Source organism: Tepidiphilus olei, from assembly GCF_006980705.1.
In the GTDB taxonomy this organism is placed as follows: Bacteria; Pseudomonadota; Gammaproteobacteria; order Burkholderiales; family Rhodocyclaceae; genus Tepidiphilus; species Tepidiphilus olei.
Genome location: NZ_SBHO01000002.1, coordinates 64,737 through 88,152, shown reverse-complemented (window position 1 = coordinate 88,152; position 23,416 = coordinate 64,737). Strand labels below are relative to the sequence as shown.

23 protein-coding genes are annotated in these 23,416 nt (G+C 61.0%); 20 read left to right on the top strand and 3 right to left on the bottom strand.

The features are described 5' to 3' along the window. Nucleotides 1-39: 39 nt before the first annotated feature. The gene (locus EPD80_RS03540; RefSeq protein ID WP_142809495.1) at nucleotides 40-1,953 is read right to left on the bottom strand and encodes a sigma-54-dependent Fis family transcriptional regulator; all 1,914 of its coding nucleotides are present in this window, start codon (nucleotides 1,951-1,953) and stop codon (nucleotides 40-42) included. Nucleotides 1,954-2,192: 239 nt separating this feature from the next. Here EPD80_RS03540 and adh point away from each other — a divergent pair, with 239 nt between their 5' ends. The 11 genes from adh to EPD80_RS03485 all read left to right on the top strand — a co-directional run bounded on the left by adh (nucleotide 2,193) and on the right by EPD80_RS03485 (nucleotide 15,108). Next, entirely contained in the window at nucleotides 2,193-3,713 is a 1,521-nt protein-coding gene (gene adh, locus EPD80_RS03535) for an aldehyde dehydrogenase (RefSeq protein ID WP_142809493.1), read from the top strand. A 93-nt stretch (nucleotides 3,714-3,806) separates the two neighbouring features. Then, complete coding sequence (locus tag EPD80_RS03530; protein ID WP_142809491.1) at nucleotides 3,807-4,862, top strand: zinc-dependent alcohol dehydrogenase family protein; 1,056 nt, start codon at nucleotides 3,807-3,809, stop codon at nucleotides 4,860-4,862. A 59-nt stretch (nucleotides 4,863-4,921) separates the two neighbouring features. After that, nucleotides 4,922-5,332, top strand: a complete 411-nt coding sequence (locus tag EPD80_RS03525) for a DUF779 domain-containing protein (RefSeq protein ID WP_142809847.1) — start codon at nucleotides 4,922-4,924, stop codon at nucleotides 5,330-5,332. Nucleotides 5,333-5,477: 145 nt separating this feature from the next. Further along, nucleotides 5,478-6,275 carry an ABC transporter ATP-binding protein gene (locus tag EPD80_RS03520; RefSeq protein ID WP_142809489.1) on the top strand — a complete coding sequence of 266 codons (798 nt, stop codon included), beginning with the start codon at nucleotides 5,478-5,480 and terminating at the stop codon, nucleotides 6,273-6,275. Continuing rightward, nucleotides 6,265-8,229, top strand: a complete 1,965-nt coding sequence (locus EPD80_RS03515) for an AMP-dependent synthetase/ligase (RefSeq protein WP_142809487.1) — start codon at nucleotides 6,265-6,267, stop codon at nucleotides 8,227-8,229. Before EPD80_RS03520 ends, EPD80_RS03515 begins: the two co-directional genes overlap by 11 nt. 1 nt (nucleotide 8,230) lies before the next feature. After that, nucleotides 8,231-9,118 (top strand): branched-chain amino acid ABC transporter permease, encoded by an 888-nt coding sequence (locus EPD80_RS03510; RefSeq protein ID WP_142809485.1) that lies wholly within the window; start codon nucleotides 8,231-8,233, stop codon nucleotides 9,116-9,118. Between the two features lie 2 nt (nucleotides 9,119-9,120). Beyond that, nucleotides 9,121-10,194 carry a branched-chain amino acid ABC transporter permease gene (locus tag EPD80_RS03505; protein WP_142809483.1) on the top strand — a complete coding sequence of 358 codons (1,074 nt, stop codon included), beginning with the start codon at nucleotides 9,121-9,123 and terminating at the stop codon, nucleotides 10,192-10,194. A gap of 47 nt (nucleotides 10,195-10,241) precedes the next feature. Beyond that, on the top strand, nucleotides 10,242-11,486 hold the full coding sequence (locus EPD80_RS03500; protein WP_142809482.1) for an ABC transporter substrate-binding protein: 1,245 nt from the start codon (nucleotides 10,242-10,244) through the stop codon (nucleotides 11,484-11,486). 33 nt (nucleotides 11,487-11,519) lie between these two features. After that, complete coding sequence (locus EPD80_RS03495; protein ID WP_313770261.1) at nucleotides 11,520-12,770, top strand: ABC transporter substrate-binding protein; 1,251 nt, start codon at nucleotides 11,520-11,522, stop codon at nucleotides 12,768-12,770. Nucleotides 12,771-13,005: 235 nt separating this feature from the next. Continuing rightward, nucleotides 13,006-14,241 (top strand): ABC transporter substrate-binding protein, encoded by a 1,236-nt coding sequence (locus tag EPD80_RS03490; RefSeq protein ID WP_142809479.1) that lies wholly within the window; start codon nucleotides 13,006-13,008, stop codon nucleotides 14,239-14,241. Nucleotides 14,242-14,286: 45 nt separating this feature from the next. Further along, nucleotides 14,287-15,108 carry an ABC transporter ATP-binding protein gene (locus EPD80_RS03485; RefSeq protein WP_142809477.1) on the top strand — a complete coding sequence of 274 codons (822 nt, stop codon included), beginning with the start codon at nucleotides 14,287-14,289 and terminating at the stop codon, nucleotides 15,106-15,108. A gap of 37 nt (nucleotides 15,109-15,145) precedes the next feature. Here EPD80_RS03485 and EPD80_RS03480 read toward each other — a convergent pair whose 3' ends face one another. After that, nucleotides 15,146-15,586 (bottom strand): PaaI family thioesterase, encoded by a 441-nt coding sequence (locus tag EPD80_RS03480; protein WP_142809476.1) that lies wholly within the window; start codon nucleotides 15,584-15,586, stop codon nucleotides 15,146-15,148. 138 nt (nucleotides 15,587-15,724) lie between these two features. On the opposite strand from EPD80_RS03480, the gene EPD80_RS03475 reads away from it, so the two are divergent. The 9 genes from EPD80_RS03475 to EPD80_RS03435 all read left to right on the top strand — a co-directional run bounded on the left by EPD80_RS03475 (nucleotide 15,725) and on the right by EPD80_RS03435 (nucleotide 22,773). After that, nucleotides 15,725-16,090 (top strand): ATP synthase subunit I, encoded by a 366-nt coding sequence (locus EPD80_RS03475; protein WP_142809474.1) that lies wholly within the window; start codon nucleotides 15,725-15,727, stop codon nucleotides 16,088-16,090. Nucleotides 16,091-16,099: 9 nt separating this feature from the next. Next, on the top strand, nucleotides 16,100-16,951 hold the full coding sequence (gene atpB / locus EPD80_RS03470) for a F0F1 ATP synthase subunit A (RefSeq protein ID WP_142809472.1): 852 nt from the start codon (nucleotides 16,100-16,102) through the stop codon (nucleotides 16,949-16,951). Between the two features lie 101 nt (nucleotides 16,952-17,052). Further along, entirely contained in the window at nucleotides 17,053-17,298 is a 246-nt protein-coding gene (atpE, locus tag EPD80_RS03465; RefSeq protein WP_142803934.1) for a F0F1 ATP synthase subunit C, read from the top strand. A 49-nt stretch (nucleotides 17,299-17,347) separates the two neighbouring features. Next, entirely contained in the window at nucleotides 17,348-17,821 is a 474-nt protein-coding gene (locus EPD80_RS03460) for a F0F1 ATP synthase subunit B (protein ID WP_142809470.1), read from the top strand. A 3-nt stretch (nucleotides 17,822-17,824) separates the two neighbouring features. Next, the gene (locus EPD80_RS03455) at nucleotides 17,825-18,367 is read left to right on the top strand and encodes a F0F1 ATP synthase subunit delta (protein ID WP_055423314.1); all 543 of its coding nucleotides are present in this window, start codon (nucleotides 17,825-17,827) and stop codon (nucleotides 18,365-18,367) included. 10 nt (nucleotides 18,368-18,377) lie between these two features. Continuing rightward, on the top strand, nucleotides 18,378-19,916 hold the full coding sequence (atpA, locus tag EPD80_RS03450) for a F0F1 ATP synthase subunit alpha (protein WP_142803932.1): 1,539 nt from the start codon (nucleotides 18,378-18,380) through the stop codon (nucleotides 19,914-19,916). 33 nt (nucleotides 19,917-19,949) lie between these two features. Further along, entirely contained in the window at nucleotides 19,950-20,819 is an 870-nt protein-coding gene (gene atpG, locus EPD80_RS03445) for a F0F1 ATP synthase subunit gamma (RefSeq protein ID WP_142803931.1), read from the top strand. 29 nt (nucleotides 20,820-20,848) lie between these two features. Then, complete coding sequence (atpD, locus tag EPD80_RS03440) at nucleotides 20,849-22,246, top strand: F0F1 ATP synthase subunit beta (protein WP_142809469.1); 1,398 nt, start codon at nucleotides 20,849-20,851, stop codon at nucleotides 22,244-22,246. Between the two features lie 86 nt (nucleotides 22,247-22,332). Next, on the top strand, nucleotides 22,333-22,773 hold the full coding sequence (locus EPD80_RS03435) for a F0F1 ATP synthase subunit epsilon (protein ID WP_142809467.1): 441 nt from the start codon (nucleotides 22,333-22,335) through the stop codon (nucleotides 22,771-22,773). A 53-nt stretch (nucleotides 22,774-22,826) separates the two neighbouring features. Here EPD80_RS03435 and EPD80_RS03430 read toward each other — a convergent pair whose 3' ends face one another. After that, on the bottom strand, nucleotides 22,827-23,414 hold the full coding sequence (locus EPD80_RS03430) for a hypothetical protein (protein WP_142809465.1): 588 nt from the start codon (nucleotides 23,412-23,414) through the stop codon (nucleotides 22,827-22,829). Between the last annotated feature and the right edge of the window lie 2 nt (nucleotides 23,415-23,416).

Genomic DNA, 23,416 nt, shown 5'->3' with positions numbered 1-23,416 from the left:
TGCGCTTCATCCCGCTCGCTCATTTCATCAGCGTCTCCCCTAGCGGTCGGCGCGCCGTCCGCCCATCTCGCGCAATTTGCGATAGAGCGTGGCGCGGCTGATACCCAGGCGCTTGGCTGCCGCCGTGCGGTTGCCCCGGCTCGCGGCGAGCGCCCGCTCGATCGCAGCGCGTGACAGGGTTGCCAGTTCGAAGGTCTCTTCCCGCCCTTGCGGCAGGGAGGGGGACATGCCGGCCCGTGGCCGCAACGCCATCGCCAGCCCCTCTGGCAGCGCCTCCCAGCCGATCACCGTCTCGCCCTCATCCACCAGGGCTGCGGCCACGCGCAACGCTTGCGCGAGTTCGCGCACGTTGCCCGGCCAGGGGTAGGACGCGAAGGCGGCGGCCACTTCGGGTGCGAGCCGCAGGTCCCGATCCGGCGCACAAGCGCGCAAGATGCGCTCCACCAGGGTGGGTAGGTCGCTGCGCTCGCGCAGCGGCGGCAGGGTGAGCGTCAGACCCGCCAGCCGGTAATAGAGATCGGCGCGGAATCGCCCCGCCTCGACCTCGGCCGGCAGGTCGCGGTGCGTGGCCGCGATCAGGGAGAACTCGACGCGCACCGGCTTGCCGCCCAGCGGCACCACTTCCTTCGTCTCCAGCACCCGCAGCAATCTTCCCTGCAGCGCGAGCGGCATGTCGCCGATCTCGTCGAGAAAGAGCGTGCCGCCGTGCGCCTCGCGGATGCGCCCAAGGCTGCCTTCGCGGCGCGCACCGGTATAGGCGCCCGGCGCATAGCCGAAGAGCTCGGCCTCGATGAGCGCTTCGGGCAGCGCGGCGCAATTGACCGCCACGAACGGCTCGTTGCGCCGCGGGGAGCTGCGATGAATGGCCTGGGCGAAGAGCTCCTTGCCCACGCCGCTCTCGCCGCGCAACAGGATGGGGATGTCCTTGTCGAGCACCTTTCGGGCGTGGACGATGGCACGGTGCAGCGCCTCGTCGCCGGTGTCGAGCTCGGCCAGGGCGTCACTCGCCGGCGGGGAATCGGCACGGCGGATCACGACGCGCGCGCGTTGCCCCTCGAAGCGCGCATAGAGGGGATTGCCCTGGTGATCGTATAGCAACACGGGTTCGTCGCCGCGCGGTAGCGGAGCGGCGCAGCGAAAGAGTCGCTCCATGGGCAGGTTGCCGAAATCTTCGCTCCGTAAGGAGAAGAGGCGGCGAGCGGCGGAATTGGCCGCAACGACTTGCCCTTCTTCCGACACGCAGACGATGGCATCCTCGACGAAACTACCCAAGGCGTGCGCGTTACGGTGGAGATGGATGCGCAGGCCGCGGTGGCGGGCGGCGATGGCGTGATTCTCGATGAGGCGAACCGCAGTATTGACCAAAGCGCGGGTGTGCGGATGATGGTCGTGCCAATCGCAGGAGACGTCGAGCACCGCCGCCAAGCGGCCCGTGCCGTCGAAGAGCGGGGCGGCGGTGCAGGCGAGAAATTCGTTGCAGCTCAGATAATGCTCCGGCCCCAGCACCTCGACCGGCGCCCCTTCGGCGATCGCCGTGCCCACGGCATTCGTGCCGCGCACCCCTTCGTGCCAGATCGCGCCGCGTGCCAGATGCACCCGTTGGGCTCGAGCGAGAAAGCGCGGGTCGCCTGTTGTCTCGACGATGACGCCTTCAGAGTCGGCCAGCACGAGGATGCTGCGCCCTGCCTGCAGATCCCCGAAGACGCTCTCGAACACCGGACGGGCGTAACGCAGCCATTCTTCCAGTTGTTCGCGAGCGAGGGTGAGGCGAGGCGTGTCGACTAGTCCTTCTTCAGGGGAGGGGTGTCGCTCGCAGGAGAGACCGAGTGCCCGACAACGGCGCCAGGAGCGCTCGATCTCCGGGGTCAAGCGCAGCGAGGAGATCTCACCCCTTTCGGCAAAAGTCCGGCGGGCGAGTGCGACCGCTTCGGGAGATGGGGTCAGTGTCGTCATTCCTCGTTCCTCCTTGGACTTGTTTGCGTCGTCGTTCTCATTCGCATTCAACAATTCAAGACACTGAGACAATCGGTGTCTCGTTTTGCGACGCTTTCTTGGTACAGCATAGCAAAAAATTCTTGAATCAAAGATAAGAAAAAGCTTGGCACGGTACTTGCAATGTTTGAATGCCTGCGCCTCGATCGAGGTGCACGGAGTTCGTCCATCATTTGTAAAAGAGAAGAGGAGAGGAGCACATGACTTATCCGTTTCCTGGCGATCCTTCCGCCCCGGTCCAGTTCAAGGCAAAATACGACAATTTCATCGGCGGAAAATGGGTGCCGCCGGTCAAGGGTCAGTATTTCGACAACGTCACCCCGATCACCGGTAAAGTCTATTGCCAGGCGGCGCGCTCGACCGCCGAGGATATCGAGCTCGCACTCGATGCCGCGCACGCCGCCAAGGAGAAATGGGGTAAGACGCCACCAGCGCAGCGCGCGGCGCTCCTGTTGAAAATCGCCGATCGTCTCGAGCAGAATCTGGAAAAACTTGCCTATGCCGAGACCGTCGACAACGGCAAGCCGATCCGCGAGGCGCTGGCAGCCGATATCCCCTTGACGATCGATCACTTCCGCTATTTCGCTGGGTGCTTGCGCGCCGAAGAGGGGACGATCTCCGAGATCGACGAGACCACCGTGGCTTACCACTTCCGTGAGCCGCTGGGCGTGGTCGGGCAGATCATTCCCTGGAACTTCCCCATCCTGATGGCAGCGTGGAAGCTCGCCCCGGCGCTCGCGGCCGGCAACTGCGTCGTGCTCAAGCCGGCCGAGCAGACCCCTGTCAGCATCATGGTGATGATGGAACTCATCGCCGACCTCATCCCGCCGGGTGTGGTCAACGTCGTCAACGGCTTCGGTCTGGAAGCGGGCAAGCCGCTAGCCACCAGCCCGCGCATCGCCAAGATTGCCTTCACCGGTGAGACCACCACCGGGCGGCTCATCATGCAGTACGCCAGCCAGAACCTCATCCCGGTCACGCTCGAGCTCGGCGGTAAATCGCCCAACATCTTCTTCGAAGACGTCGCCGTGGCCGACGATGATTTCTTCGACAAGGCGATCGAGGGTATGGTGATGTTCGCGCTCAACCAGGGCGAAGTGTGTACTTGCCCCTCGCGCGCGCTCATCCAAGAATCGATCTACGACAAATTCATGGAGCGGGCACTGGAGCGTGTCAAAGCGATCAAGCAGGGCAACCCGCTCGATCCGACGACGATGATCGGCGCACAGGCTTCCTCCGAACAACTGGAGAAAATTCTCTCCTATCTCGACATCGGCAAACAAGAAGGGGCGCAGTGCCTCATCGGCGGTGAACAAGCCAAGCTGCCCGGAGAGCTCGCCGGCGGCTATTACGTCAAGCCCACGATCTTCAAAGGGCACAACAAGATGCGCATCTTCCAAGAGGAGATCTTCGGCCCGGTGCTGGCGGTTACCACCTTCAAGGATGAAGCCGAGGCGCTCGCGATCGCCAACGACACCCTCTACGGTCTGGGCTCGGGGGTGTGGACGCGCGACATCAATCGTGCCTACCGCATGGGCCGTGGCATCCAGGCGGGACGGGTGTGGACCAACTGCTATCACCTCTATCCGGCACACGCGGCCTTCGGAGGGTACAAGCAGTCCGGCATTGGGCGTGAAAACCACAAGATGATGCTGGAGCATTATCAGCAGACGAAGAACCTGCTGGTGAGCTATTCGCCGAAGAAACTCGGTTTCTTCTGAGTTTTTCGCCAGCGGCGCGAGGGAATGAACCCACTCGCCCCGCTGGCAGCGTTGCCATAGGGTCTCCTCTATGGACACAAAGGAGTAGGGACGATGAAAGCTGCCGTGATGGTCAAACACCGTGAACCCTTGAAAGTCGATGAACTACCCAATCCCAAACCCGGCCCCGATGATGCCGTGTTGCGCGTCGAGGCCTGCGGCATCTGCCGCTCCGACTGGCACGCTTGGCAAGGCGATTGGTCGTGGATCGGCATTTCCCCCGAACTGCCGATCGTCCCCGGGCACGAGATCGGCGGTGTGGTGGAAGAGGTCGGCAGCAATGTCAAGCGCTACCGCAAGGGGGATGCTGTCACCGTCCCGTTCCATTCCGCCTGCGGTCATTGTGAATACTGCCTCAAAGGGCAGCCCAATATTTGCGAGAACGTCGTCATTTTTGGGCTGAGTACCGGCTACAATGGGGGTTATGCGCAATATGTGCTCGTGCGCAATGCCGACTTCAACCTCATTCGTCTGCCCGAAAACATCGATGGCAAGGCGGCTGCCGCCATCGGTTGCCGTTACATGACCGCCTACCATGGCGTGGTGCGTGCCGGCGGTAAACCAGGGGATTGGCTGGCGGTCCATGGAGCCGGTGGTGTAGGATTATCGGCCGTACAGATCGCTGCCGCCTTGGGCAAGAACGTGATCGCCGTCGACATCGACGATGCCAAGCTGGAAAAAGCCAAACAAGAAGGCGCGGTGGCCGTCGTCAATGCCAAGCGTGAGAAAGTTCCCGAGGCGATCAAAGAGATCACCAAAGGTGGGGTGCAAGCCTCGATCGACGCCTTGGGTATCCAACAGACCACGCTCAACTCGGTGCTCTCGCTGCGCCGTGGCGGTCGGCATGTACAGATCGGGCTCACGACCAAGGAAGAGGGAGGCATGATCCCCTTGCCGGTCGACCTCTTCGTTGCTTTGGAGGCCGAGTTCGTCGGCAGTTTCGGCAATCCGCATCCGGACTATGCCGGCCTGCTCGCGCTCATGGCGCAGGGCAAGCTCAATCCGAAATCGCTCATCAGCCGCGAAGTTGCACTCGATGAAGTCAACGACGTACTCACGGCGATGAGTAATTACAACACGACGGGCTTCCACGTCATCACTCGCTTTTGAGGTACGGGCCGGGGGCGACCCGGCCCCTTTCCACCGGGAGAGAACCGATGACTGAAGAAATGTCCACACACACCGTGGCCGAGGAGCGCACCAGCATACAGCCCCCGCCCCAAGTGATCGCCACTCCAGCTGCCCTCGAACTCATCAAGAAACTCCAGGAAAAATACGGACCGGTGATGTTTCACCAGTCGGGTGGGTGCTGTGACGGCTCTTCTCCGATGTGTTACCCACTTGGAGAATTCCTCGTCGGCGACAACGACGTGCTGCTCGGTGAAATCGGCGGGGCGCCGTTCTACATCAGCAAACCGCAATTCGAATATTGGAAACACACACAACTCATCATCGACGTCGTACCAGGACGGGGGGGGATGTTTTCCCTGGAGAATGGCGAGGGAGTACGTTTTCTCGTTCGTTCCCGGCTCTTCACCGACGAGGAGTTCGCCGCCCTGCAGGCGGCTGGAAAAGTATGAGCTGTTGCGTTTGATTCATCCATAATGTTTTTCTGTTGCTGCTTCTTGACCTCCGGGCGGACTTACTCTACTATTTCTCTGATACGATAATAAACATTCATCGCAGCATAAACTAAATTCGCGATGTCAAATATAGGAGGGAGGAGTGGCGACGACGGCCGAAGTCGCACGTAGCGTTGCGCTGCGTTGCGAAAACATCAATCGATGGTTCGGCGGCCTGCATGCGCTCAAGGGCCCCGATCTGGCAATTTTCCAGGGCGAAATCTTCGGGTTGGTGGGGCCGAACGGCTCCGGCAAGACGACCCTCGTCAATAGCGTCACTGGGTTCTATCCGCCGCAAAAAGGGCGGATATTCCTCTTTGATGAGCAGATCAACGGCCTTCCTCCTTATCGTATCGCACAAAAAGGCGTGGCGCGCACCTTCCAGAACGTGGCGCTCTTTCGCGGCCTCACCGTGCTCGACAACATCCTCGTGGGACGCCACATCCACATGCGTCCGAGCGCGCTCGCCACACTCGGTTATTGGTGGTGGGCAAAGAAGGAAGAAATGGCGCACCGAGCCAAGGTCGAGGACATCATCGACCTTTTGCAGCTCGAGGATGTGCGCGACGAGCCGGTCGATGTCATCCCCCTGGGTCTGCAAAAGCGCGTGGAACTTGCTCGGGCGCTCGCTGCCGAGCCACGACTGCTGGTGCTCGACGAGCCCATGGCGGGCATGAACCAGGAAGAAAAAGAGTACATGGTGCGTTTCATTTTGGACGCCCATGAAGACCGTGATCTCACCATCTTACTCATCGAGCACCATATGGATGTCGTCACCTCGATTTGTCATCGCGTGGCGGTATTCAACGATGGCGTAAAAATCGCCGAAGGTGAACCGCGGGCTGCCATCAACGATCCGGCCGTCGTGGCCGCCTACATCGGAGGAAGCGATGCGGCCTGACGATCTGCCCCCTGCCTTGCCTTGGCGCCCCCACGATTGGCGCAAGGAAGACCATCTCCTGAAAGTATTGGCCGACAATGCCACGCACTATCCGACGCAGGTCGCCATGCGCGAGCGCGACCGTGGGATCTGGCAGGAGTACACGTGGCGCGAGTACCATGAACACGTGCTTGCTTTTGCCGCCGGGCTCGAATCCTACGGAGTGCGACCCTTCGAGATCGTCCAGATCATCGGCGATAACCGCCCCGCGCTCTATTTCTCCATGGTCGCTCTGGGAGCCTTGCGGGCCATTGCTTCGCCAGCCTATCCCGACGCTACTCCAGACGAGATTGCACTCCTTGCCGAGCGCGAGGATGTTCGCTGTGCCATCGTCGAGGATCAGGAACAGGTCGACAAACTACTGCAAATCGAAAAGGAACGCGGTGAACGTTACCGCTTGGTGATCTATGACGATCCGCGTGGGCTTGCCGGTAAAATGCCGGAGCGCTTCGTGGCGTTTACCACGGTGCTCGAACGGGGGCGTGAGCGCCTGCAGTTCGAACCAACCCTGGCCGGTGATTTGCAGCAACGACCCTCGGCGCATGACGTAGCCGTGCTCTTACACTCTTCCGGTACCACAGGGGTCCCAAAAGGGGTGCCGCTCAAACACGGACACGTGCTCTCGGCGGTGCGCAACGCGGCGCAAGCCGGCTATTTCATCGAAGGCGAGCAGCACTTCGCCTACCTGCCCATGGCATGGGTTGGAGACTATATTTTCTCGGTCGGGGCCGCTTTCGTGCTGCGTTTCGCCGTGAACATCCCTGAGCGGCAAGAAACCGTGATGCGGGATCTGCGCGAAATCGCCCCGACCATGTTCCTCTCTTCACCTCGGGCTTGGTCCGGCATGATTACGCGCATACAGGTGGGGATGAGTGAATCCACCCTACTCAAACGCAAGCTATACGATATTTTCATGCCTTATGCGACGAGTTTGGAACGCCGTCGCCTTGGAGGGCATGAGCCAAGTCTCGTAGAGCGCCTCTGGCGCTGGTTGGGTGATTTTTTGATCTATGGCCCAATTCGCGATCAGCTCGGACTTGCCCGAGTCCAGCGTGCCTATACCGCTGGCGAGGCCATCGGCGAAGACGACTTCCTCTTCCTGCGCGCGCTCGGTGTGCCGCTGCGCCAGTTCTACGGTCAAACCGAAAACACCGCTCTGTGCGCCGCTCAAGCGGCCGACGACGTCAAGCTGCATACCGTCGGACGACCCTTCCCTGGCGTAGAGGTCAAGATCGCCGACAGCGGCGAGATCCTCGTGCGTGGCGACAACGTCTTCGACGGCTACTACGACAATCCCCAGGCGAGCGCAGAGGCCCTGGAAGACGGCTGGCTGCACACGGGCGATGCCGGCTACTTCGAAGAGGACGGTTCGCTCGTCGTGCTCGGGCGCCTGTCGGAAGTCGCTTATACCGCCTCCGGCGAGCGCTATGTCGCCACCTACATCGAGAACCGCATCAAGTTCAGCCAATACGTCAAGGACGTCTGCGTCATCGGTGAGAACCGCCCCTACCTCACAGCCATCGTTTGCATCGACCTCGAGGCGGTGGGGCACTGGGCGGAAGAACACGGCGTGGCCTATACCTCTTATGCCGATCTGTCGCAAAAGCCCGAAGTCTACGATCTAGTCGCCGGGGTCATCGCGCACGTCAACGGCGTGCTGCCGCCGGGACAACGTATCCGCCGCTTCGTCAACCTGCATAAACCCTTCGATCCGGACGATGGCGAAGTGACCCGCACGCGCAAGCTGCGCCGGAAAGTGATCTACGAGCGCTACGCCCCCATCCTCGAGGCGCTCTACGACCCGGCGCGTCACGAGATCGACTTCCAGGCGACGATCACCTACGAGACCGGTGAGACTGGCGTCATCGCCCGCCTTTTGCGGCTCTACGACGTCGCCCCGGCGCAGGGAGAGTGAGATGGATTTCTTGTTTCTGCTGGAGCTCTTCATCAACGGCCTGAATACGGGTCTCATGTACAGCCTGGTTGCCTTGGGAATCACCATGATTTACAAGGCTTCGGGCGTTCCCAACCTCGCCCAGGGGGCGATGGTGATGATCGCGGGCTACCTGCTGTGGGCGACGATCGCCTTGCTCGGTCTGCCTTTGTGGATAGCGATTCCATTCGTGGTGGTGCTCATGTTTTTGTTCGGCCTCGCCATTGAACGTTGGCTCCTACGGCGTATGGTCGGACAACCGGTGCTAATGATCGTGATGCTGACGCTAGGGTTGGAGATCTTGCTGCGCGGCGTCGGGCCAGGCGTATTCGATGCCGCACCCAAGCGGCTCGATCTGGGCTTGGGCCTGGCACCGCTCGTCGTTGCCGACGTGTTCATCAACCGTGCCTATCTAATTGGCGCCATTAGCGCAGGAATTTTGATCTTACTGGCAGCGGCATTCTTTCGTACGCGTCTGGGGACCAAATTGCGCGCGGTCTCGGATGATCATGTCGCCAGCTGGGCGGTAGGGATTTCCGTCGAGCGGGCGATCGGCATCTCCTGGGGTATCGCCGGCGTGGCCGCCGTGGGGGCAGGAACCCTCTGGGGTTCAGTGCAGGGAGTGGACTGGACGCTCTCGGCGCTGCTCTTCCCTGCCATTGCCGTGGTGATCCTCGGCGGGATCGATAGTCTGCTCGGTGTTTTCGTCGGTGGGATCATCGTCGGCGTCCTCGGGTCGGTGATACCCGGCTATCTCGATCCCATCGTCGGCGGTGGGACACGAGACGTCGTGACCTCAGTACTGATCGTCCTGACCATCCTGCTACGTCCTTACGGTATTTTTGGCCGTGAGGACATCGAGAGGGTATGAGTATGTTCTATCGTCAATCCGGTATCTATCATACGCGCTACGAGGCTACGCGGCGTCTATGGCCCATCCCGTTCGAGCGCTGGCAAGTTGGGGTGATTTTACTCCTGGTGCTGGCTGCGCCATTCTATCTATCCGCCCTCTATCTTCAGAGCTACCTGCTTCCTTGGCTCATCTGGAGTGCTGCGACCTTGTCGCTCACTTTACTGATGGGCGTGGCAGGGCAGTTACATTTTGGTTATGCTGCCGTAATGGCAATCGGCGCCTATTCTGCCATTCATCTCGTACGTTTCGGATTGCCCTTCGAGTTCGCTTTTCTCGGAGCAGGGCTCATTGCCGCGCTCATCGGATGTCTTTTCGGAGCGGCGGCGCTGCGCGTCAAGGGGCTCTACCTCGTGATGGCGACGCTCGCGATGCAATACCTGGTCGACTGGCTCATCATCAATGTGCCAGCCATCTCGGGTGGGGCGCATGCTACATTGCAAGCACCTTCGGCACGTATCCTCTTTTTCTCCTTGGAAAACGATCTCGTGCGCTATTACTTCGCGCTTGCTTGGGCGGTATTGCTCACTGTGTTCCTGCTCAACGTCAAGCGCACCAGCTTTGGCCGTGCGTTGGTGGCTATTCGTGACAAGGACTATGCTGCCTCGGTGATCGGGGTCAACCCCTTTCGCTACAAGCTTCTTGCTTTCTTCACCAGCTCTTTCTTGGGAGGCATGAGCGGAGCAGTCCTGGCGTTTTGCTTCTACCGTGCGGTGACTCCGGAGCAATTCAGCTTCAATGTCTCCACCCAGCTCGTGGCAATGGTGCTGGTGGGGGGATTGGGCAGTGTGATCGGGGCGTTTTTGGGGGCGGGTTTCGTCCTTTTAGCACCGATGATCCTCACCAACATCGTAGCAATGTTGTCCGATTTCGGATGGTTGAATGTCTCGGTCAACCTGCTCTCCCATTTGCCGCTCATGATCTACGGGGCATTGATCCTGGGTTTTCTGCTCGCAGAGCCCCTCGGGCTGGCCAAGATCTATGACAACATACGCAATTATTTCTTGGTCTGGCCATTCAAGCACTCTCGCCGCTGAAGGTTTTGGCATTGTAGAAGAAACAGAAACGACAAGGAGGAGACACGATGACAAAGAGAACCAAGCTAGTGCGCTTCACAGCGGCCCTTGCCGCCGTATGTCTGACGGCAGTGGCACAGGCGCAAGAGGTCATCAAATTCGCGCTCAATCACGATTTTACTAAGGTCTACACGTTCGGAGCGGTCGAGTTCAGTCAGGGGCAGCGTGATTACTTGACGTTGCTCAACGAGGAAGGCGGCATCAGGGGACATCGCTTCGAAGTGTTCGTCCGCGATCATGGCAACGAGCCGCAGCGCGGCATCGAACTCTATACACGGGCGCGAGACGAGGGGGCGGTGTACTTCATGTTCCTCAGTACGCCCGTGGCCAACGCTTTGATTCCGCGCGTGCTGCAGGATCGCATGGTGCTGGGCACGCCCCTACACGGCCGGGGGGATGCCATCGTCGGTGAAGTTTTCCCCTATGTGTTCCCCATGATGGCTACTTACTGGTCGCAGGCGACGCGTTTGCTGCAATACATCGACGATGCCCAAGGGGGACTCAAAGGGAAAAAAATTGCTTTCGTGCACATCGATTCCCCGTTCGGGCGCGATCCCATCCCTCTGATGCAAAAGCTCGCGGCGCAAAAATCCTTCGAGCTGCGCACTTTTGCGTACCCGAGCCCAGGCAATGAACAATCGGCTGCTTGGTCCGACGTGCGCCGCTATCGTCCCGATTTCGTGTTCATCTGGGGGGCGGGCAACTCACAGATCGTTTCGGTGCGTGAAGCGGTGCGCAATGGGATCGATCCGGCGAAGATTCTCTCGGTGGTCTGGCTCGCCGAGACGGACATGAAAAACTTGGGTGAGAGCACGGCCATCGGGATCAAACGGGCGGAAGTCGTCCCATCTGGTCGTAACCATCCTATCCTACAGCGCATTTTGCAGAAAGTGGTGACGGCAGGCAAAGGAGTTGGGGACCCGGCTGTGGTCGGCAATACTTACTACAACATGGGCGTGGCCGATATGCTCATCACCACGGAAGCGGTGCGCTTGGCGCTCGACAAATTCGGTCCTCCGCTCACGGGAGACAAACTCAAGGCAGGCTTCGAGATGATCCGTAATTTCGATGCCGAAGGGTTTTTGCCACCGGTCACGATCACGGAGCAAGACCACCAAGGAGGAGGGTACGCCCGGGTGTCGCAATGGGACGGCAAGGCGTGGGTGCCGGTGAGCGATTGGGCCGCATCCTACCAAGATCTCGTTTGGGAAGAAGCCCGGGCGAGTGCCGCCAAGTTCCAGCAGCCTCAGTAAAAAGCACTTAAGAGATAGAAGAGGGGACATGGTATGGGTAGGATAAAAAAATTTCGACTCTTCACGGGGAGCATGCTTGTGGCGGCAGCGCTGGCTTCGCCCGTGCTCCAGGCCCAAGAGACGGCAAAGTTCGCCTTGTTCCACGATTTCACCAAGGTGTATACCTTTGTGGCCGATGAAATCAGCCAGGGGCAGCGCGACTACGTGACGTTGATCAATGAAGAAGGAGGCATCAAAGGGTACAAGTTCGAGGCACTCGTGCGCGACCATGGCAACGAGCCGCAGCGGGGTATCGAGCTCTACAATCGAGCGCGCGAAGAAGGGGTGGTCTACTACAACTTCTTTAGTACCCCGGTCTCCAACGCCATCGTTCCGCGGGCGTTGCAGGATAAAGTCGTCCTCGGTATGCCGCTTACGGGTCGGGCGGACGCCATCGTGGGTGAGGTCTTTCCCTATGTCTTTCCCATGATGGCCACCTATTGGTCACAGGCGGCACGCATACTTCAGTACATCGAAGAAAGTGAGGGAGGGCTAAAAGGCAAGAAGATCGCCTATGTGCACATCGACTCGCCGTTCGGACGCGAGCCGATACCCATCGTGGATAAACTTTCCCGGCAGAAATCCTTCGAGCTTCGTACGTTCGCTTATCCCAGCCCGGGTAACGAACAATCGGCCGTATGGTCAGATGTGCGCCGCTACCGACCCGATCACGTCATCCTATGGGGCGCTGGTAACGCTCAGCTCGTCTCGATCCGTGAAGCGGTACGTAACGGCATCGATCCCGCAAAAATGCTATCGGTCGTTTGGCTTACCGAGACCGACATGAAAAATGTGGGCGAACGCACTGCGATTGGCATAAAGCGCGCCGAGGTCGTGAAGCCGGGGCGTGATCATCCCATCATCCAACGCATCCTCGACAAGGTCTACAAGGCAGGAAAAGGGGCGGGTCCCGAAGAGCGCGTTGGCAGTAGCTACTACAACTATGGCGTAGCCGACATGGTCGTCACGTTCGAGGGCGTCAAGCTTGCACTGGAAAAATTCGGTCCGCCGCTTACCAGCGAGAAGCTCAAGCTCGGGCTGGAAATGATTCGCGATCTCGACACCCAAGGCTTCATGCCACCGGTGACGATCACGGAGCAAGACCACCAAGGAGGTGGGTACGCCCGGGTGTCGCAATGGGATGGCAAAGCGTGGGTGCCGGTGAGCGATTGGGCGGCAGCGTTTCAAGACGTGGTATGGGAACAAGCTCGCGAAAGCGCGGCGAAGTTCAACCAGACTAAATAAAAATAGAGAGGTGCCTCGTGTGGGCACCTCGATGTACTTCCTGAGCAGCATCTGGCGGAGACGACCATCAGATCGTCGTCTCATATCCTCTGCCTCGGGCGGTCCAGCCTTGCAACTGCTCGCGACGGGTATTCGAAGCACGCAGAAATAACATCGTCGCTTCGCTGGGCTTACCTAGATAGGGTGTGATCGATTCATTTGATCAGTTGGGGAGAATTCAATGAAGAATAAAAGCATGAAAAAATTTTCTGCGGCGCTGTGCGCGGCCGCGACGCTGATGTTGGCACCCGCGTCGCATGCGCAGGAAGTGGTGAAGTTCGGCCTATTCCACGACTTTACCAAGGTCTATACTTTCGTGGCCGACGAGTTCAGCCAAGGCCAGCGGGACTATCTTGCCCTCCTCAACGAGGAGGGGGGCATCAAGGGACATAGATTCGAGGCCATCGTGCGCGACCACGGTAACGAGCCGCAACGCGGTATCGAACTTTACAATCGTGGTCGAGAGGAGGGGGCTATCTACTTTGATTTTCTCAGTACGCCGGTGGCCAACGCCATCGCGCCGCGGGCGCTGCAGGACAAGGTGGTGCTAGGCACGCCACTGCACGGGCGGGGTGACGCCATGGTGGGCGAGGCCTTCCCCTACGTCTTCCCCATGATGGCCAGTTACTGGTCGCAGGCGGCGCGTTTGCTCAAGTACGTCGAGGATACCCAGGGTGGGCTCAAGGGCAAGAAAATCGCCCACGTGCATATCGACACCCCTTTCGGGCGCGAGCCTTTGCCCATCTTGCAAAAGCTTGCCGAGCAGAAGTCCTTCGAGCTGCGCACGTTCGCTTATCCGAGTCCGGGTAATGAGCAGTCGGCAGTATGGTCGGACGTGCGCCGCTACCGTCCCGACTTCGTGCTGATCTGGGGGGCGGGCAATTCACAAACGGTTTCGGTGCGCGAGGCGGTGCGCAACGGCATCGATCCGGCGAAGATTCTGTCGGTCGTTTGGCTGACCGAGACCGACATGAAGAACGTGGGCGAGAGCACGGCCATCGGCATCAAGCGCGTCGAAGTGGTGCAGCCTGGGCGCGATCATCCCATCATCCAGCGCATCCTCGACAAGGTCTACAAGACCGGCAAGGGCGCTGGACCGGAAGCGCGGGTTGGTAACACTTACTACAACTACGGTGTGGCCGACATGGTGATCGCTACCGAAGGGGCCAAACTCGCGCTGGAAAAACTCGGCCCGCCGCTCACCGCCGAAAAGCTCAAGGCAGGTTTGGAGATGGTGAACAATCTCGACACCAAAGGCTTCATGCCTCCCGTGACGATCACTCCGCAAGATCACCAGGGTGGCGGTCAGGCGCGGGTGTCGCAGTGGGACGGCAAAGCCTGGGTTCCCGTGAGCGATTGGGCAGCGGCCTATCAGGACGTGGTGTGGGAAGAAGCCCGCGCGAGCGCGGCGAAGTTCAGCCAAGGGAAATGAGGATGGCCGGCGCCGGGGATTCTCGGCGCCGCACAAGGAGCGAGCATGAGCCAAACGGGCGGGATCAACGGCACGGCCCCCGTGCTGCTACAGCTGTCTAACGTTGAAGTGGTCTACGACAAGGTGTTCCTGGCGATCAAGGGCGTCTCGCTCGAGATCCGCGAAGGGGACATGGTAGCGCTGCTCGGCGCCAACGGTGCCGGCAAGAGCACTACGCTGAAATCGGTGAGCGGTCTGCTCGCGCCCGAGCGAGGCGAGGTGACCCGGGGGCACATCGAGTTCGCCGGTCGCGATCTGGGCACGATGCCGGCGCCGCAACGGGTGCATCTGGGCATCGCCCATGTGCTCGAGGGGCGGCGCGTCTTTGGGCACCTCACGCCGGAGGAGAACCTCGTCGCTGCCTACCGCGGGCGCGATCAGCGGCGCTATCAGCAGTTGCGCGATAGAGTCTATAGCTACTTTCCGCGCTTGGTCGAGCGGGCGAAGTCGAAGGCGGGCTATCTCTCCGGTGGTGAGCAGCAGATGCTCGCCATCGGGCGTGCGCTCATGACCGAGCCGAAACTGCTGATGCTCGACGAGCCGAGTCTGGGGCTCTCGCCTTTGCTCGTCAAGGAGATTTTCGGCATCATCCGCGCGATCAACGAGCAGGAGAAGGTCAGTGTGTTGCTCGTGGAGCAGAACGCCGTGGCGGCCCTGAACGTGGTGCAATACGCTTACGTCGTCGACCAGGGGCGCATCGTGATGGACGGCCCCGCCGAGGTGCTACGGCAAAACCCCGATATCCAAGAATTTTACCTGGGGGGCAGTCACGCCGTCGATTACCACAACGTCAAGCACTACCGCCGGCGCAAGCGCTGGCTGGCTTGAAGTGGCGAAGGCGCGGCCGCGGCTGCGCCCATTTTTCTTACTCTCGGTCGGGAAGTCCGATCATGGTCGCGGTCATCATGGCAACTTGCTCATGACCGTCTGCGCGCTCCATCCAGCCCTCGCCTTGACACACCGTGAGGGTGCGCCCTGTGCGCACCACGCGCCCCACCGCCACCAGGCGATCGCCTTTGGCTGGAGCGAGGAGGTTGATCTTGAGTTCCACGGTGAGCACTGCGTGTCCGGGTGGCATCAGTGAGTATGCGGCATAGCCGAGGGCACTATCGAGAATGGTCGTGACGATTCCCGCATGCAGGAAGCCGTGCTGCTGCGTCAGATCGGCGCGAAAGGGCAGAACGATCTCCACTTCGCCCGGTTCGATCCGGGTGATCTCGGCGCCAAGGGTCTGCATCACGCGCTGACGGGAGAAACTATCGCGCACGCGGGCCACGTAGTCGGGATCGACGGCAGTGAAAGGCATGAATTTCTCCTGGGCAGGAAATCGAACTGTGATTTTAATCGAGAGAAAAGCGGATTCGATCGGAACGGGCGAATGGTGTAACGAAGTTTGACAGCAGCGCTCGATGTGCTTTAGAATCCACAGGATTTTTCGCAGGGGGTGGCCGCTGTGGGCACCGGTTTGATGCGCCTCGCGGCATGGCAGTTGGTTGCCGGGCTGCTCGTCGTGCTGGCGGCTTGGGCCGCGGCCGGGGAGGCGGCGGGTCGATCGGCGGCGATCGGAGCGTTCTCGGTGTGTATCCCCAATGCCGCGTTCGCTGCTTATCTGACGCTGCGCGCATGCTTGGGCTCGCCCTCGGCAGTCGGATTCTTGGCTGGTGAGGTTTTGAAGATCGCCGCCATCGTGCTGTTGCTGTTCGCGTTCGTACGTCAGGGGGTCGTGGAGAGCTGGCCGGCGCTGCTCGCGGGCTTGATCGTGACGCTCTATGCGAACGTTGGGGTTGCTGGATTCTTACGCAAAATCTGAGGGAAAGGCATGACTGCAAGCGCACACGGACCGACGGCGTCCGAATACGTCGTTCATCACCTGACGCACCTCAATACCCTGGGTGGACCGCAGAAAGACATCGTCGACTTTTCGGTGATCAATCTCGATACGCTCTTTTTCTCGGTTTTGCTGGGGGGGTTGACGGTCTACCTCCTGTATCGGGCGGCGAGAAAAGCCACGTCCGGTGTACCGACGCGCTTTCAGGCGGCGGTCGAGATCCTGGTCGAGATGGTTGCCGATCAGGCCAAGGGAGTGATTCACAGCGCCGAATCGCGCAAGTTCGTCGCGCCTCTCGGGCTGACCGTGTTCATCTGGATTTTTTTCATGAACGCGATGGATCTGGTGCCGGTCGACCTATTGCCCCGTATCTGGGAAGGTATTTATGTGGCTGCCGGGGGTGACCCGCACCACGCTTATCTCCGCGTGGTGGCCACGGCGGACATCAATGCCACTCTGGGTATGTCTATCGGGGTTCTGCTCATCTGCATCTATTACAACGTCAAAATCAAGGGGTTCGGGGGGTGGTTGCACGAGCTCTTCACTGCGCCCTTCGGCAGCCATCCGCTGCTCTACCCGGTCAACTTTCTCATGCAGATCATCGAGTTCCTTGCGAAAACTCTGTCGCACGGGCTGCGGCTCTTCGGCAACATGTACGCCGGTGAGCTCATCTTCATCCTGATTGCGCTGCTCGGTGGTACTGCTACCGTGCTCGGCTTCGTCGGCCATGTCTTGGCCGGTACGGCGTGGGCCATCTTCCACATCCTGATCATCACCTTGCAAGCGTTCATCTTCATGATGCTGACGCTGGTCTATGTGGGACAAGCCCACGAGGGGCACTGATCCGGGGCCGGTGGCGGAATCGCGTTTCGCTGCCGGCAGTCGCGGGTAAACGTTGTAAAATCTCGCTTTTCTTTTTTCGTCATCAACCACTAGGAGTCGTCATGGAAAACGTTCTGGGTCTCGTCGCGCTCGCCGCTGGTCTCATCGTCGGTCTTGGGGCCATCGGCGCCTGTATCGGTATCGCCATCATGGGGTCGAAATACCTCGAAGCCTCCGCCCGTCAGCCCGAGCTGATGAACGCGCTGCAAACCAAGATGTTCCTGCTCGCCGGTCTGATCGACGCGGCGTTCCTGATCGGCGTCGGTATCGCGATGATGTTCGCGTTCGCCAACCCGTTCCAGCTCTGATCCTCGGAGTCGTGAACGCCCATCCGTTTTTTCATAGGGGGCAGACGTCGTGAATTTGAACGCAACCCTCATCGCCCAGCTGGTGGTGTTCTTCATCCTTGGCTGGTTCACGATGAAATACGTGTGGCCGCCGATCGTCAAGGCGCTCGACGAGCGTTCGGCCAAGATCGCGGAGGGGCTGGCGGCGGCCGACAAGGCGAAGGCGGATCTGGCGCTCGCCGAGAAGAAAGCCGTCGAAGAACTGCGCAAGGCGCGCGAGGAAGCGGCCCAGCTGCGCGCGGCCGCCGACAAGCAGATCGCCAAGCTGATGGAAGAAGCCCGGGCGGAAGCGACCCGTCTCATCGCTCAGGCGCGCGAAGCGGCCGAGCAGGAGGCGCGCGCCGCCGTCGAGCGGATCAAAGACGATCTGCGCGAGGAAGTTGCCCGGCTCGCCGTCGCCGGCGCCGAACGTATCCTGCGCCGCGAGATCGACGCCAAGGCTCACGCCGAGCTCTTGGCCAACCTCAAACAGGAACTCGTCTAAGCCATGGCCGAAAAAGTCACCATCGCTCGCCCCTATGCGGAGGCCGCGTTCTCGCTGGCGCTGGGGGCCGGTGCGCTGGAGGCCTGGTCGCAAGCGCTGGAGCGGCTCGCCGCCCTCGTCACGCTCGACGAAGTGCGCACCGTGCTGCTCGATCCCAAGGTCGACGATGACAGCAAGGCGCGTGTGCTCCTCGAGCTCGCAGGCGCCGATCAGCCGCTGCCCGAGGCGGTGCAGAACTTCGTGCGGTTGCTGGTGCAGAACGACCGCGTGCTGTTGCTGCCCGAAATCCATGCGCTGTTCGTCGCCCGGAAGAACGATCACGAAGGGGTCGCCGTCGCCAAGGTCACGAGCGCATTTCCGCTCGACGATGCGGCGCGGGAACGCCTCAAGCAAGACCTGGAAGCCCATTTCAAGAAAAAACTGCAGCTCGAAGTCGCCGTCGATCCGGATCTGATCGGAGGGGTGCGAGTGCAGGTGGGCGACGAAGTGATCGACGCTTCCGTACGTGGCAAGCTCGCGAACCTGGCCGCTGCGCTCAAAATCTAGGAGTCATTCGATGCAACTCAATCCCTCTGAAATCAGCGACCTGATCAAGAGCCGGATCCAGAACCTGCAGCTATCGGCCCAGGCCCGCAACGAGGGCACCGTGGTGTCGATTGCCGACGGCATCTGCCGTATCCACGGTCTGGCCGACGCGATGCAGGGCGAAATGCTGGAGTTTCCCGGCAATACCTACGGACTCGCGCTCAACCTGGAGCGTGATTCGGTCGGTGCGGTGGTGCTCGGCGACTACGAGCACATCTCCGAAGGCGATACGGTCAAGGCCACCGGCCGCATCCTCGAAGTGCCGGTCGGTCCCGAACTGCTCGGACGCGTAGTCAATGCGCTGGGTCAGCCGATCGACGGCAAGGGTCCGATCGAGGCCAAACTCACTGACAAGATCGAGAAAGTCGCCCCTGGCGTCATCTGGCGTAAATCGGTGTCCCAGCCGGTGCAGACAGGCCTCAAGGCCGTCGATACGATGATCCCGATCGGCCGTGGCCAGCGCGAGCTGATCATCGGCGACCGCCAAACCGGTAAGACCGCGGTGGCCGTCGACACGATCATCAACCAGAAAGGCCAGAACATGTACTGCATCTACGTGGCGATCGGGCAGAAAGCCTCGACGATTGCCAACGTGGTGCGCAAGCTCGAAGAACACGGTGCGATGGAGTACACCACCGTGGTGGCCGCCTCGGCTTCCGATTCAGCTGCCATGCAGTATCTGGCTGCCTACGCCGGCTGCACCATGGGCGAATACTTCCGCGACCGCGGTCTGGACGCCCTCATCATTTACGACGACCTGACGAAACAGGCTTGGGCCTATCGTCAGATTTCGCTCCTGCTGCGTCGTCCGCCGGGGCGGGAAGCTTATCCGGGGGACGTGTTCTACCTGCATTCGCGGCTGCTGGAGCGCGCTGCTCGGGTCAACGAGCAGTACGTCGAAAACTTCACCAAGGGCGAGGTCAAGGGCAAAACCGGCTCGCTCACGGCACTGCCGATCATCGAGACGCAGGCCGGTGACGTTTCCGCCTTCGTGCCGACCAACGTGATCTCGATCACCGACGGTCAGATCTTCCTCGAAACCGATCTCTTCAACGCCGGTATCCGTCCGGCGGTCAACCCCGGCATCTCGGTGTCGCGGGTGGGGGGTGCGGCCCAGACCAAGGTCATCAAAAAGCTTTCGGGTGGGATCCGGACCGACCTCGCGCAGTATCGGGAGCTGGCGGCGTTCGCCCAGTTCGCATCCGATCTCGACGAGGCCACCCGCAAGCAGCTTGAGCGCGGCCGCCGCGTCACGGAACTGCTGAAACAGCCGCAATACTCGCCGATGAACATCGCACAGATGGCGGTGTCGCTGCTGGCGGTCAACAACGGCTACTTCGACGACGTTCCCGTGGAAAAAGTGCTGGCGTGCGAGCATGACATGCACCAGTACGTGGCGCAGCAGCTGCCCGAAGTGATCGAGCGCATTCTGAAGACGGGTGAGCTTTCCGCGGAGGACGAAGCGCGTCTCAAGGATGCGATCGCCGCGTTCAAGAAATCCTGGGTCTGAGCGCACGGGCCACGGCACTAGGAGAAACGGGATATGGCCGGTAGCAAAGAGATACGAGGCAAGATCAAGAGCGTGCAGAACACGCGCAAGATCACCAAAGCCATGGAAATGGTGGCGGCCTCCAAGATGCGCAAAGCTCAGGAGCGGATGCGGACGGCCCGTCCCTACGCCGAGAAGATCCGTCGGCTCGCCGCCCATCTGTCACATGCCACCGTCACCGAGTTTCGCCATCCTTTCCTCATCCAGAGGAAGCCGGTGAAGCGGGTCGGGCTCGTGCTCGTGACGACGGACAAAGGGCTTTGCGGTGGCCTCAATACCAACATCCTGCGGCACACCGTCAACACCATGAAGTCTTGGCAGGAAAACGGGGTCGAGGACATTCGCGTGGTGGCGATCGGCAACAAGGGCCTGGGGTTCATGCAGCGCATCAAGGCCAACGTCGTGGCCGAACGCACCCATCTGGGTGACCTGCCACATCTCGATCAGATCATCGGACCGGTGCGCGTGCTGCTCGACGCCTATACCGCCGGTGAGATCGAGGCGGTGCATCTGGCTTATACCCGTTTCGTCAATACGATGAAACAGGAGCCGGTGGTCGAGCAGCTGCTGCCACTGACCGGTGAGCGGCTAGGGGCGCCGGAGCATGCGTGGGATTACCTCTACGAGCCTGATCCCCAGTCGATCATCGAGGAGCTGCTGGTACGCTATCTCGAGACGATCGTCTATCAGGCGGTGGCCGAGAACATGGCCTCCGAGCAGAGCGCCCGGATGGTGGCGATGAAGGCGGCCTCCGACAATGCGGGCAACGTGATCAAGGAGCTGCAGCTCATCTACAACAAATCGCGGCAGGCGGCGATCACGAAAGAGCTCGCCGAGATCGTCGGCGGCGCGGCGGCGGTGTGACGGACAATGCACAATCGAGGAAATACACGATGACAACGGGTACGATCGTTCAATGCATCGGCGCGGTGGTGGACATCCAGTTCCCCCGCGATGCGATGCCGAAAATCTACGAAGCCTTGAAGCTGGAAGATACGAGCGAGTTTGCCGAGACCGGGCTCACGTTCGAGGTGCAGCAGCAGATGGGCGATGGTGTCGTTCGTACCATCGCTTTGGGTTCGAGCGACGGGCTGCGCCGCGGCATGAAAGTCAAGGCGACCGGCGCACCGATCTCGGTGCCTGTGGGGCATGGCACGCTCGGTCGGATCATGGACGTGCTGGGACGGCCCATCGATGAGGCCGGTCCGATCCAGGCCGACGAATATCGCTCGATCCACCAGAAGGCGCCGAAGTTCGACGAGCTGTCTCCTTCGGTGGAGCTTCTCGAAACGGGCATCAAGGTGATCGACCTCATTTGCCCCTTTGCCAAAGGGGGTAAGGTGGGTCTGTTCGGTGGTGCCGGCGTGGGCAAGACCGTGAACATGATGGAGCTCATCAACAACATCGCCAAGCAGCACTCGGGCCTGTCGGTGTTCGCTGGCGTGGGTGAGCGCACCCGCGAGGGCAACGACTTCTACCACGAGATGAAGGAGTCGAACGTCCTCGACAAGGTGGCGATGGTCTTTGGTCAGATGAACGAGCCGCCGGGCAACCGTCTGCGCGTGGCGCTCACGGGCCTGACCATGGCGGAGAAGTTCCGTGACGAAGGACGTGACATCCTCTTCTTCGTCGACAACATCTACCGCTACACGCTGGCCGGTACCGAAGTGTCGGCACTGCTCGGGCGGATGCCTTCGGCGGTGGGTTATCAGCCGACGCTCGCCGAGGAGATGGGCAAGCTGCAGGAGCGCATCACCTCGACCAAGGTGGGTTCGATCACTTCGATCCAGGCGGTGTACGTGCCGGCGGACGACCTGACCGACCCTTCGCCCGCTACTACCTTCCTCCACCTCGACTCGACCGTGGTGCTGTCGCGCGACATCGCCGCGTTGGGGATCTACCCGGCGGTCGATCCGCTCGATTCCACTTCGCGTCAGCTCGATCCACTCATCGTGGGTGAGGAACACTATACCGTGGCACGTGCCGTTCAGGCGACGTTGCAGCGCTACAAGGAACTGCGCGACATCATCGCCATTCTTGGGATGGACGAGCTTTCGCCGGAAGACAAACTGGCCGTGGCGCGGGCGCGTAAGATTCAACGCTTCCTGTCTCAGCCCTTCCACGTGGCCGAAGTGTTCACCGGCAGCCCCGGCAAGTTCGTTCCGCTCAAGGAGACGATCCGTGGTTTCAAGATGATCGTCGAAGGCCAGTGCGACGACATTCCCGAGCAGGCGTTCTACATGGTCGGTACCATCGACGAAGCGATGGAGAAGGCCAAGAAACTGCAATGACGATCTTGGCCGCCGTCGCCTGACGGTGGCCAGGCTCGTGCGTCGCGACCATTCGGCCGCGGCGTATTCGACGAGGGGATGAAAAGATGGCAATGACCGTACACGTCGACGTCGTGAGCGCCGAAGAGCAGATCTTTTCGGGGCTCGCGGAGATGATCGTGCTGCCGGGGGAATCGGGCGAACTGGGGGTGCTGCCGGGTCACGCGCCTCTGCTCTCTCGTATTCGCCCTGGAGCGCTGCGCATCAAGGTGCCCGATCGTGACGAACCCGAGATCATCTTCGTGGCCGGTGGCATGCTGGAGGTTCAGCCCAATCTTGTCACGGTGCTTGCCGACACGGCGATCCGGGGGCGGGATCTGGACGAGGCGCGGGCGCTGGAAGCCAAGCGTCGGGCCGAGGAGGCGCTTGCCAACCAGCAGGCCAAGATCGACTACGCACGGGCGCAGTCCGAGCTGCTCGAAGCCGTGGCGCAGTTGCAGACCATCGAGCAGATCAAGCGCCTGAAGAACCGCGTGGGCGGCACCTGAGCCGCCTGCTGTTCGGAGGTGGAAAAGAAAAAGGCCGCGACATGCGGCCTTTTTCACTTGTGTGCCGCTGTGCCGGAGGCCTGGCGTGCGATGCGCCGGCGTAGGGCGTCGAGTTCGCGGGTGAGCGCCGCCGCGTCTGCCTGCAGCCGTTCGTATTCGGCGCGAGAGGGGAGCAGCCCCTCTTCTTCTTTCAGGGTTTCGATCAGGTTGCCGCTGATCGCCGCGCCGGCATTGCGCAGGGCGGCGAGACCGGCGCGCATGAGCGCATGCAGGCGCAGCCCCAGGATGGGGCCAAACCGCTCGGCAAACCAGTGTTCCAGCGTTGGGGCAGGTTCGGAGAAGGCCTTGGCGAGCAGCTCGGCGATCGCCGCTTCGCCTTCGACGTGCGTGCGCACCGCGGCGCCTTCGGCGAGCAGCCTCCGCCGCAGGACTTCTTCGAGGCGCAGGCGGATCGTCACGGCGGGCGCAACGGCAGCATCGGGCAGCAGTCGGCCGTTTGCGTCGATTCGCAATCCCAAGGGCGGCAAGGGTTCGATTTCGAGGCGTACCGCAGCGCCGGCGTGGGCGGCGAGCCGCTCGCGCCACCAGGGGACTTCGTCGAGGTGACGCTCGAGCGCCGCCGTGAGCACCCTTTGCCACATGG

Coding starts and splice junctions, on each gene's coding strand:
- EPD80_RS03540 (WP_142809495.1), bottom strand. CDS start 1,953: ATGACGACACTGACCCCATCTCCCGAAGCGGTCGCACTCGCCCGCCGG.
- adh (WP_142809493.1), top strand. CDS start 2,193: ATGACTTATCCGTTTCCTGGCGATCCTTCCGCCCCGGTCCAGTTCAAG.
- EPD80_RS03530 (WP_142809491.1), top strand. CDS start 3,807: ATGAAAGCTGCCGTGATGGTCAAACACCGTGAACCCTTGAAAGTCGAT.
- EPD80_RS03525 (WP_142809847.1), top strand. CDS start 4,922: ATGTCCACACACACCGTGGCCGAGGAGCGCACCAGCATACAGCCCCCG.
- EPD80_RS03515 (WP_142809487.1), top strand. CDS start 6,265: ATGCGGCCTGACGATCTGCCCCCTGCCTTGCCTTGGCGCCCCCACGAT.
- EPD80_RS03510 (WP_142809485.1), top strand. CDS start 8,231: ATGGATTTCTTGTTTCTGCTGGAGCTCTTCATCAACGGCCTGAATACG.
- EPD80_RS03505 (WP_142809483.1), top strand. CDS start 9,121: ATGTTCTATCGTCAATCCGGTATCTATCATACGCGCTACGAGGCTACG.
- EPD80_RS03500 (WP_142809482.1), top strand. CDS start 10,242: ATGACAAAGAGAACCAAGCTAGTGCGCTTCACAGCGGCCCTTGCCGCC.
- EPD80_RS03495 (WP_313770261.1), top strand. CDS start 11,520: ATGGGTAGGATAAAAAAATTTCGACTCTTCACGGGGAGCATGCTTGTG.
- EPD80_RS03490 (WP_142809479.1), top strand. CDS start 13,006: ATGAAAAAATTTTCTGCGGCGCTGTGCGCGGCCGCGACGCTGATGTTG.
- EPD80_RS03485 (WP_142809477.1), top strand. CDS start 14,287: ATGAGCCAAACGGGCGGGATCAACGGCACGGCCCCCGTGCTGCTACAG.
- EPD80_RS03480 (WP_142809476.1), bottom strand. CDS start 15,586: ATGCCTTTCACTGCCGTCGATCCCGACTACGTGGCCCGCGTGCGCGAT.
- atpB (WP_142809472.1), top strand. CDS start 16,100: ATGACTGCAAGCGCACACGGACCGACGGCGTCCGAATACGTCGTTCAT.
- atpE (WP_142803934.1), top strand. CDS start 17,053: ATGGAAAACGTTCTGGGTCTCGTCGCGCTCGCCGCTGGTCTCATCGTC.
- EPD80_RS03455 (WP_055423314.1), top strand. CDS start 17,825: ATGGCCGAAAAAGTCACCATCGCTCGCCCCTATGCGGAGGCCGCGTTC.
- atpA (WP_142803932.1), top strand. CDS start 18,378: ATGCAACTCAATCCCTCTGAAATCAGCGACCTGATCAAGAGCCGGATC.
- atpG (WP_142803931.1), top strand. CDS start 19,950: ATGGCCGGTAGCAAAGAGATACGAGGCAAGATCAAGAGCGTGCAGAAC.
- atpD (WP_142809469.1), top strand. CDS start 20,849: ATGACAACGGGTACGATCGTTCAATGCATCGGCGCGGTGGTGGACATC.
- EPD80_RS03435 (WP_142809467.1), top strand. CDS start 22,333: ATGGCAATGACCGTACACGTCGACGTCGTGAGCGCCGAAGAGCAGATC.
- EPD80_RS03430 (WP_142809465.1), bottom strand. CDS start 23,414: ATGTGGCAAAGGGTGCTCACGGCGGCGCTCGAGCGTCACCTCGACGAA.